The organism is Microcystis aeruginosa LEGE 91341, from assembly GCF_015206885.1.
In the GTDB taxonomy this organism is placed as follows: domain Bacteria; phylum Cyanobacteriota; class Cyanobacteriia; order Cyanobacteriales; family Microcystaceae; genus Microcystis; species Microcystis aeruginosa_H.
This window is the reverse complement of record NZ_JADEXY010000148.1, coordinates 1-10,150: the sequence shown is the minus strand read 5'-3', so window position 1 is coordinate 10,150 and position 10,150 is coordinate 1. Positions and strand designations below refer to the sequence as shown.

10 protein-coding genes and 1 tRNA gene are annotated in these 10,150 nt (G+C 44.9%); 8 read left to right on the top strand and 3 right to left on the bottom strand.

Annotated features, from left to right (window positions below):
- On the top strand, positions 1–148 hold a 148-nt coding region (locus IQ234_RS17850), incomplete at its 5' end, for a DUF4351 domain-containing protein (RefSeq protein WP_193958063.1).
- A gap of 116 nt (positions 149–264) precedes the next feature.
- Here IQ234_RS17850 and IQ234_RS17845 read toward each other — a convergent pair.
- Together IQ234_RS17845 and IQ234_RS17840 are read right to left on the bottom strand one after the other, a co-directional pair.
- Positions 265–346: transfer RNA gene (locus tag IQ234_RS17845), tRNA-Leu, on the bottom strand.
- A 54-nt stretch (positions 347–400) separates the two neighbouring features.
- On the bottom strand, positions 401–1,081 hold the full coding sequence (locus IQ234_RS17840; protein ID WP_193958062.1) for a hypothetical protein: 681 nt from the start codon (positions 1,079–1,081) through the stop codon (positions 401–403).
- Positions 1,082–1,203: 122 nt separating this feature from the next.
- Here IQ234_RS17840 and IQ234_RS17835 point away from each other — a divergent pair, with 122 nt between their 5' ends.
- Positions 1,204–2,259 (top strand): ABC transporter ATP-binding protein, encoded by a 1,056-nt coding sequence (locus IQ234_RS17835; protein ID WP_193958061.1) that lies wholly within the window; start codon positions 1,204–1,206, stop codon positions 2,257–2,259.
- Between the two features lie 153 nt (positions 2,260–2,412).
- Here the strand turns inward: IQ234_RS17835 and rimK are convergent, their stop codons facing one another.
- Entirely contained in the window at positions 2,413–3,318 is a 906-nt protein-coding gene (rimK, locus tag IQ234_RS17830; RefSeq protein WP_110577791.1) for a 30S ribosomal protein S6--L-glutamate ligase, read from the bottom strand.
- 458 nt (positions 3,319–3,776) lie between these two features.
- Between rimK and rlmN the strand changes: the two genes are divergently transcribed.
- The 6 genes from rlmN to IQ234_RS17800 all read left to right on the top strand — a co-directional run.
- The gene (rlmN, locus tag IQ234_RS17825; protein WP_193958060.1) at positions 3,777–4,790 is read left to right on the top strand and encodes a 23S rRNA (adenine(2503)-C(2))-methyltransferase RlmN; all 1,014 of its coding nucleotides are present in this window, start codon (positions 3,777–3,779) and stop codon (positions 4,788–4,790) included.
- A gap of 88 nt (positions 4,791–4,878) precedes the next feature.
- On the top strand, positions 4,879–5,103 hold the full coding sequence (locus IQ234_RS17820) for a phycobilisome linker polypeptide (protein ID WP_002772199.1): 225 nt from the start codon (positions 4,879–4,881) through the stop codon (positions 5,101–5,103).
- A 287-nt stretch (positions 5,104–5,390) separates the two neighbouring features.
- Positions 5,391–6,590, top strand: a complete 1,200-nt coding sequence (gene petH / locus IQ234_RS17815; protein ID WP_193958059.1) for a ferredoxin--NADP reductase — start codon at positions 5,391–5,393, stop codon at positions 6,588–6,590.
- Positions 6,591–6,806: 216 nt separating this feature from the next.
- The gene (locus IQ234_RS17810; protein ID WP_193958058.1) at positions 6,807–7,649 is read left to right on the top strand and encodes a ChaN family lipoprotein; all 843 of its coding nucleotides are present in this window, start codon (positions 6,807–6,809) and stop codon (positions 7,647–7,649) included.
- A gap of 448 nt (positions 7,650–8,097) precedes the next feature.
- Positions 8,098–8,973 carry a 3'(2'),5'-bisphosphate nucleotidase CysQ family protein gene (locus tag IQ234_RS17805; protein WP_193958057.1) on the top strand — a complete coding sequence of 292 codons (876 nt, stop codon included), beginning with the start codon at positions 8,098–8,100 and terminating at the stop codon, positions 8,971–8,973.
- Between the two features lie 59 nt (positions 8,974–9,032).
- The coding region (locus IQ234_RS17800; RefSeq protein ID WP_193958056.1) for a GTPase family protein at positions 9,033–10,150 on the top strand (1,118 nt) is incomplete at its 3' end.

The following is a 10,150-nucleotide window of genomic DNA, read 5'->3' as shown; positions in this document are numbered from 1 at the left end:
TTTTGGTGCGGTGGATGAGGTGTTAGCTGCCCGGATTCAGGCTCTAGAAATCGAGCAATTAGAGTCCTTGGCTGAGGCTTTGTTGGATTTTACGGCATTAAACGACCTAGTGCTTTGGCTAAATCGCCCCTTGCAACCGCTTAACTAAACCTAGTCAAACCTAAGCCACCTGAAAGGGTGAGTTAGGAAATTTTGATTGCCAAATATCCATCCCTACTGATGGGTGACAAGGGCAGTCCTCATCAGAGGGCAGATAAAAGTTTATGCGGATGGCGAGACTCGAACTCGCAAGGCGTAAGCCACACGCCCCTCAAACGTGCGTGTCTACCAGTTCCACCACATCCGCTTGATTTTAGCTTAACCATCATAGCACAGAAAAAAAATAATCTGCAAGCAACTTTTAAAAATTACTGCCGCACAACTTTCGCACCACCTGAGTTAGCACGGATAAACCTTTTAGGGAACCTTGAATCAAATGGAAGGCCGGGATGGGACGGATTAACATTTGTCGAGCTAGGGGCAATGGTAGCAGCTGACCTTGATTATCAATTGCCGGGGCTAAATCGGGTAAATCCTGTGTCACCTCATCGCTAATCACGCGCACAATTGCCACTTTTTGCCCCGGTAAAGCCGCTAAAATCCTTGCGCCTTCCATATCTACCACCTCATAGCCCCCCTCTCCTAAACGTCGTTTTTCCTCGGATCGGCTAATCAGGTGATCGCTGGTTAAACCTTTAACAAGACTATATCCGGTTAATTGGGCGATTTCTGCGGTTATTTCTGGCTCGCACTGCCAATAATCCCCTGTTTCCGCACCACAACCTTGATAGATTACCCCATCTCCGACCCGATAGCGATCGCTAAGACTGCCCGCTAATCCCATCAGCACAATTTTTCCCGTGAACTTATTAAGAAATTCTAGAGATTGCCCAGAGACTGGGGAACTGTCGAGGAATTCTGGAGCACCAAGGTTAATCGGGATAATTTGCGGGGCTAAATCGCCGATTTTCCTTAATCCTCGACAGATTGAGCTATGCTCGGCCCCCCGGGGAACGAGAATAATATCTTCAGGTGTGAGCATGAAATTTTTGAGAAAGTTTCCTAATTAGTCCATTGAGATGTTATAAATAATAATAGTGAACTAATTAGGAAAATTCTTAAGTAAATACCCCTGCCACTGACTGGGCGATTGTCTTTCTCACCATGAAAAAGTCTGTCATTCTGCGTTTATCCGAGGTTAACAAGCGTTTTCCTGCTTCTCCTACTCTAGCTGTTGATAATATCAGTTTTAGTTTAACAGAGGGCGAAATTCTCGGATTATTGGGCCCATCGGGCTGCGGTAAAACTACTCTGCTGCGGATGATTGCGGGATTTGAAAAACCATCTCAAGGAGTGATTGAATTGGGAGGGCGAATAGTTGCCGACGAAAAAACCTTTATTCCCCCGGAAAAACGCAATACGGGCATGGTTTTTCAGGATTACGCTCTTTTTCCCCATTTAACTATCGCTGAAAATATCGCCTTCGGGTTAAAAAATTCTGGGGAGAAATTATCGAGCAGAGCTATTAACGCTAGGGTGGCGGAAACTTTAGATTTAGTCGGACTGCAAGGACTAGAAAAACGTTATCCCCATCAGCTATCGGGAGGACAACAACAAAGAGTCGCCCTCGCCCGCGCTTTAGCCCCAAAACCCTCTTTAATCCTCTTAGATGAACCTTTAAGTAATCTCGATGTGCAGGTACGGCAACGGTTACGGCACGAGATCCGTCATATCCTGAAAGCGACTGGTATCTCGGCCATTTTTGTCACCCACGACCGGGAGGAAGCAATGGTGATCAGTGACACAATTGCGGTCATTTGTCAAGGAAAATTAGAACAAATTAACAATCCCGAAGAAATTTATAGTCATCCGGCCTCGCGATTTGTGGCTGAGTTTGTCACCCAAGCCAACTTTCTCCCCGCTAGACGGGAGGGGGAACAATGGCAAACCGAGATAGGACTCTGGACAATTCCTGATGGTCAAGATTTGGACAAAGGGGAATTGATGCTGAGAGAGGAAGATGTCAAAATTAAGCCGGATGAGACGGGAGAGCTAGTTATTTGTGATCGCCAATTTTTGGGGCGGGAATACCGTTATTGTCTGCTAACGGCTACCGGCAGCCAAATCCACGCTAGAACAACGATTAACACCCAATTAGACATCGGTACAAAGGTAAAACTATCGATTATTCCCGATAGCGTCCGTGTATTTGCTGACTGATAACTGATACTAAATCCTGTTTAAGGGGTGTGGGGTGTAGGGTGTGGGGAGCTTTTTCAGTAAAAAGGCAGCTCCGAGCTTATCGCTTAATACTATTGACTGATAACTTACCCACTGATAACTGATAACTGATAACTGATGCAAGGCTGACGGCTAATATTGATATCGATCGCGATTTAGGACTAGGGTGGCATTTTTAGCGACAAAATCGATAATTTTTTTGGCCACATCCACACCGGTGGCTGCTTCTATTCCTTCCAAACCGGGAGAGGAATTGACCTCGATAACCACAGGCCCATGATTAGACCGTAATAAGTCCACACCCGCAACCCGTAAACCCATGGCTTTAGTGGCCCGTATAGCTGTACTGCGTTCCTCCGGGGTTAATTTTATTTTTTCTGCTTTGCCACCGCGGTGAAGATTAGAACGAAAATCCCCTTCGGCCCCCTGTCGCTTCATCGAAGCTACGACTTTTCCATCGATGACAAAACAGCGCAGATCTGCCCCACTAGCCTCTTTAATATACTCTTGTACTAGAATATTAGCCTCTAATTGCCGAAAAGCTTCAATAACTGACTTGGCTGCTTGGTCGGTTTCCGCTAGGACTACCCCAATACCTTGGGTTCCTTCTAATAATTTAATCACTAGGGGGGTGCCGCCGACGGTTTCGATTAAACCATCGATATCTTGAGTTGCGTGAGCAATTCCCGTCACCGGTAAACCTATCCCTTCCCTGGCCAGGATTTGCAGACAACGCAATTTATCCCGCGACCGAGAAATTGCTTGCGAGTCGTTGGCAGTAAAAACATTCATCACCTCGAATTGTCGGACGACTGCGGTTCCATAGAAGGTTTTTGAGGCGGCAATACGGGGGATAATCGCATCGAAACTCTCCAAGGGTTTACCGTTATAAACAACCGTGGGTTTGTGGGAGGTGATGTTCATGTAACAGCGCAAATAATTGATCACTCGTACCTCATGGCCTTGAGATTCTCCCGCTTCTTTCAGTCGCTTGGTGGAATAAAGAGAAGCGTCTTGCGATAAAATAGCGATTTTCATAAATTTTCGCTTAAATATTGCTTTTACAACTGAATAGCTCGTTATCCCCTAATATTGGCTTTTTTGACTGGCAACTCATAAAATTTCTGTTCTTGATCGAAGTCCATCGATTATTATGGCACTGACAGTTCCCCCTGAACAGTTAGGTTAAATGAAAGGTAAAAAAGATCAAGCTTAAGACTAGATTTACTTTTGTCGTCAGGCTCAGTTTAAGTTATAGTTTTAAGTACCTAAGCAAAATTAATTACACATTTCGATAAAGCTTTTGCATGAGTGCCTTTTGCCTATCCTAACCAAGAAATTAATTTTGCACGACTACTTAAGTATTTAATTGACTAACAAAGACTAGAGAAGGAGCAAATGGAAAAAATGTCAATTAATCAATACAATTTTGTTACGGTTTTGCTAATAGGGATGATCGATCGGTTAGAATGATAAGGTGATCAACGATAATAATTATGACTTTACTAGCGAAATCTTTAGAGGAACTAACCGACTGGGTAAAAGACCAGGGACAACCCGCTTATCGGGGTAAACAATTACACCAATGGCTATACGAAAAAGGGGTGCATTCTTTGGCGGATATTTCCGTATTTCCCCAAGAATGGCGCAGCAAGCTGGCGGATTATCCTATCGGTCGTTCCCTTATACATTATCGCAGTGTAGCACCCGATCGCACTCGTAAATATCTGCTAAAACTGGCCGATGGTTTAATTATCGAAGCGGTGGGAATTCCTAGTGAAAAAAGATTAACAGTCTGTGTTTCTTCCCAAGTGGGTTGTCCGATGGCCTGTGATTTTTGTGCCACAGGAAAAGGGGGTTTTACTCGTAATTTAAAAGCCTATGAAATCGTTGACCAAGTGTTAACAGTACAGGAGGATTTTCAACAGCGAGTTAGTCATGTGGTATTTATGGGGATGGGGGAACCTTTATTAAATATCCCCGAAGTGGTGACAGCGATTCATTGCCTCAATCAAGATGTGGGTATCGGTCAGCGTTGTTTAACGATTTCTACGGTGGGATTGCCCCAGAAAATCAAGCAACTAGCGGAACATAATTTGCAAGTAACTTTTGCCGTTAGTCTCCATGCTTCTAATCAACAAGTTCGAGCTAAATTAATCCCCAGTGCCGACCATTATCCCCTAAGTAATCTGATCCAAGACTGTCAGGAATACGTTAAAATCACGGGACGAAGGGTGACATTTGAATACATTCTTTTAGCGGGAGTGAATGATTTACCCGAACACGCAAGGGAATTAGTCAAACTGGTAAAAGGTTTTCAATCTCACGTCAATTTAATCCCCTATAATCCCATTCAGGAGGTGGATTATCAACGGCCTGATGAAAAGAGAATTAAGGCTTTTAAAACTATTTTAGAACAGGAAAAAGTCGCCGTTACTGTCCGTTATTCGAGAGGTTTAGCGACCGATGCGGCCTGTGGACAATTGCGATCGAGCGTCATGGTACAATAAACAGGCGTAAATCGGCCATTAACTAGATTGCTAGTCTCCCTGCTAGGCTAAACTAGAGAACTATAACATCAATGTAGGAGCCATTTCGATGCAAAGTCTCTCTAGTGCCAAAGAAAATCGCCTTTTTGTCTATGAAGTCGTCGGTTTGAGTCAAAATGACAAGACTGATAACCTAGATTATTCTATCCGTAAGAGTGGCAGTGTCTTTTTAACCGTTCCCTATAGCCGCATGAATCAAGAAATGCGTCGGATTACCCGTTTAGGCGCTCGCATCGTCAGCATTAAACCCTTAAACGCTGCTGCGGCCGAGTAGTTCATAAAATAATTATTGCTAATATCTGTCCCCCGCTCTTGTCCTCATCAGGCCAACCAGGGGGATTTTTAGCATAAATGGGAAAAAGTAGCATAAATCTTAATAAAAAGTAAAATGCTGCAAATGTAACAGATTTTAACCAGAGAGTTGAGCTATTTTCAAGGAAAGGATAAGAGCGATGTCTGTGGTTTTTTTAAGATAACTCTCAATTAGTCCTAGGTGTAGTGTACCGATGGTAGGCTAAACTATGGAACGATTATCGTGACTTGAGTTGGGAGTTATATTTAATGTACAGTCCGAGTACACTAGCGGGAAACCGTTTATTTGTTTACGAAGTGGCGGGTCTCAATCAAAACGACAATACTGACAGCTTGGATTATTCAATCCGTCAGAGTGGAAGCGTGTTTTTCACGGTTCCCTACAGTCGCATGAATCAAGAAATGCGTCGGATTACCCGTTTAGGTGGTCGTATCGTCAGCATCAAACCCTTAAATGGGATTGCCCCCGTAGCAACTGTTTCTAGTGCCTCCACACCACAGCCAATCGCTCAATCATCGCCCGTCCCCGAACAGACCAAGAAAAAGGCCATGACTCAAGCGAAAGAAAAAACAGATATCCCCGTCAACATCTACCGTCCGAACCAACCCTTTATCGGCAAATGTATCGAGAATTATCCTCTCGTTGATGAGGGGGGTATCGGCATCGTACAACACGTCACCTTTGACCTTTCTGGGAGCGATTTACGCTATTTAGAAGGGCAAAGTATCGGTATTATCCCTCCGGGTACCGATGCTAATGGCAAACCTCATAAATTGAGACTCTATTCGATCGCCTCCACCCGTCATGGTGATAAATTAGACGATAAAACCGTATCCCTCTGCGTGCGTCAGTTAGAATACCAGCACCCAGAAACCAAGGAAACCGTTTATGGAGTTTGTTCCACCCATCTCTGTAATATAGAAGTGGGTGCTGATGTGGCCATCACTGGTCCCGTGGGTAAGGAAATGCTGCTACCGGGTGATGAAGATGCCACCATCATTATGATGGCCACTGGGACGGGAATCGCTCCCTTCCGGGCTTTCCTCTGGCGGATGTTCAAGGAACAACACGAAGATTATAAATTCAAAGGTCTAGCTTGGTTGATTTTCGGAGTTCCCAAAACGGCCAATATTCTTTACCAAGAAGAATTAGAGCAAATCGCGGCGGAATTCCCCGATAACTTCCGTCTCACCTATGCCATCAGTCGGGAACAGCAAAATCCCCAGGGCGGCAGAATGTATATTCAACACCGGGTAGCCGAACACGCTGAGGAAATCTGGAATCTACTCCAAAGTCCCAAAACCCACGCTTATATGTGCGGACTGAAAGGGATGGAAGATGGTATCAACGATGCTATGAGTGGTGCTGCCAATAAAAATGATGCTGATTGGTCTGTCTATCAGAAACAACTGAAAAAAGAACATCGCTGGCACGTAGAAACCTACTAAACCAAAAAGGTTCTCTGAAAATTTTTGCGGGTGGGCATTGTCCACCCTTTTTTTCTTGGCTTCGGTTAAGATAAGTAGCTGGTTATAATTAAATTAAAAATGGATTTTAGGTTCGATCCCCCCTGCCCCCCTTAATAAGGGGGGTGCCGATAGGCGGGGGGATCTGAAAGTTTTTAATACCTATCTACTTAGGTTTCTTAAAAGGCCTTTAAAAAGATGAAATTCTCTCGACGCTTTTTTCCCGTTATCCTTGCCCTCTGCCTACTGTTTATTTTGCTGCCCCGGGCCTGGAGTTTTACTAATAGCCAAAAACAAATTCTGGCCGATTTAAAAACAGCCGAGATTATTTATCTGGGAGAAAGGCACGATAGTCAAGCCGACCATCAGGCCCAATTAGCTATTATCGAGTATTTACACGCTAATAATCCCCAAATAGCGATCGCTTTCGAGATGTTTCAACGTCCTTACCAAATCTATTTGGATCAGTATTTAGCCGGCAAAATTAGCGAAAATCAGTTAAGAGAAAAAAGTGAATACGACCAACGTTGGGGATTTGATTGGGAATTTTACGCCCCGATCCTACGCTTGGCCAAGGCGAAAAAACTACCAGCGATCGCCCTCAATACACCCACGGAAATCACTAGAAAAGTGGCACGGGAGGGCTTAGAAAGCCTCTCCACCTCAGAAATGACCTACATTCCCCCTAAAAGCGAAATAAAACAGGATAACGAGGATTACCGTCAACAGATCTTAGCCGTTTATGAGCAACACACGGGAGGCAGCAGTCAGGGATTCGATCGCTTTTTTTTGGCACAGGTTCTCTGGGATGAAACCATGGCCGATGCGATCGCTAAATTCTGGCAAGCTCATCCCGAATATCAGATCATCGTCCTAGCAGGAAAAGGTCATATTGCCTACGGTTACGGCATTCCCAGTCGAGTCCAAAGAAGATTAGGCGATCGCGTCAGCCAGCGCTCGGTTTTCTTAGGAGACCCTCCTCAATCATCACCAGCAGAAACCAAAAAACCCGCCGATTATTTTTGGCAAGGGCAAAATTAAGCCAGTCAGGAGCTAGGAGCAAGGGATGATAAGCTAAGAAGCCAGTCTTTCAATTTAAGTACCTAAGCAAAATTAATTACACATTTCGATAAAGCTTTTGCCTCTTGCCTCTTGCCTATCTTCACTGGGAAATTTATTTTGTACGACTACTTAGGGTTTGCTGAATAATGGTAAAACCCTTTTAAAATAAGGCTTTTGACCTGCTAAAATCCGATGTTCATGCTGCGAAAATAGGATTGGGATATTCAAAAACCTTGCATTATCATTCTTTGAGTACACAAACTGGTACAAAAAAAGAGGACAACAAAGCCTGAAACGACCGACTCCTGACTCCTGACTCCTGACTCCTGACTCCTGACTCCTGACTCCTGACTCCTAACCCCACCAACAAACTTTTTCAGCAAACCCTACTTAGTAGATAATAGGTCTGAAAAACTGAGGCTATTTTATGATTAATTTAACCTGTCAAGATACCGAAACGCTCGATCGCATTTTAGATGTGACTCGTGCCGTCGGTTGGGGTGGTGCTAAAATTCTCCAATCCTACCACCGAGGGGAACAGGATTTAGCCATCAACGAGAAGAAAAAAGGCGGACCAGTGACGGCGGCGGATTTAGCAGCAAATCACTATATTTTAGGGGAATTACAAACAAATTTCTCGGATATCGACTTTGGTTATCTGAGCGAGGAAACCCATCAGGGTAATGAAGCTATCCCGAAAGATTGGGTATGGATTATCGATCCTTTGGACGGAACCCGCGATTTTATCGACAAAACCGGAGAATATGCCCTACATATCGCCTTATGTTATCAGGGAACACCGATCATCGCCGTGGTTGCCCTACCGGATCAAGAAAAACTCTATTTTGCCCAAAAAGGAAAAGGCACTTTTCTAGAAACTAGCGACGGCAATATTACACAGGTAAAAGTTGCCAATAAAGATAAAATTACCGACCTCTATCTGGTGGTTAGTCGTACCCATCGCGACCAACGTTTTGATAATTTATTAAGTCAAATACCCTTCTTAGGTAAAAATTATGTGGGCAGTGTGGGCTGTAAAATTGCCACAATCCTCGAACAAAAATCCGATGTTTATATCTCCCTATCGGGAAAATCGGCGGCTAAAGACTGGGATTTTGCCGCCCCAGAGTTGATTTTAACGGAAGCCGGCGGCAAATTCTCCTATTTTGACGGTCAACCGGTGCGCTATAATCGCGGCGATGTGCGGCAATGGGGTGGGATCATGGCCAGTAATGGTCCTTGTCATCAACAACTTTGTCAGTTGTCCACAGCAATCCTCGCCCAAATTGATGCCACGGTCTAATTTATGCCCCCTAACCGAGAATCAGAGATCGGTAGAATGGAAAAAAACCAGATCGAGCAATGTTACGGTTAAAAACTTGGCAAGGGTTGATTTTAGCAGTTCCGATCGCCGCCGTGGTCATCTTTCTGATCGTGGCCGCCAGTGTCCAGATCAATCAATGGGGTTTAAATTGGATTTGGGCAGTTTTTACCCTGATTTTTGTGGCTTGGCGCTTCCTGTTGGTCAAATGGACGCGCCCAGTGGTCGGGGAAATTGAAGCCACCATTGAGGAAATTAAGGCAGAATTAACCCCTCCTGACGGTGATTCTGGGGGAAATGTCGAGGAAATTATCGAGAGGATTATCGTCGAGGCCCGCAATGATCGCCCGGTTTGGGAAGATTGGGCGACTTTTTGGCAACGCTGTCAGGATTTGGTCAGTGCCATCGCTCATATATATTACCCCGATGTCAAGTACCCCTTATTAAATATTTACATTCCCCAGGCCTACGGTTTAATTCGGGGAACCGTGGATGATAGCGATCGCTGGATGCAGAATCTTTCCCCGGCCTTGAATCAAATCACCATCGGCCAAGCCTATCAGGCCTACGAAGTTTATCAAAAATTGCAACCCTCAGCCCAGAAACTTTGGCAGGTCTGGAATTGGGCGCAATGGGTAATCAATCCCGCTGCGGCTGTGGCTAAAGTGGCTAGTCAAAAGTACAGCGATCGAGCAGATCAGCAATTATTAGTCAATTTAGGGCAAGTTTTGCGGGAAAATGCCCTAAGAAATCTCTCTCGCCAAGCGGTGTTACTCTACAGTGGCAGTAATCTCGCCCCCAGTCTTCCCACCAAAACCAAAATCGCCACTACTACTCTCAAGGAAATTCTCGCCCAAGCGGAACCGATCACGGAAATCGATCGCCAACCGGTTAACATTCTGCTGGTTGGACGCACCGGGGCCGGCAAAAGCAGTTTAATTAATACTCTCTTTCGGGCCGATTTAGCCCAAGTGGATCTATTGCCTAATACCGATGCGATTCAATCCTACCACTGGCAAACCCCAGAAGGGGACGAGTTAATCCTCTGGGATACCCCGGGCTATGAACAGTCAAATCGGGCTGATTATCGGCAAAAGGTTCTTAATTATGCCAAAAACGCCGATTTATTGATTCTTGTCACCCCCGCCCTCGATCCCGC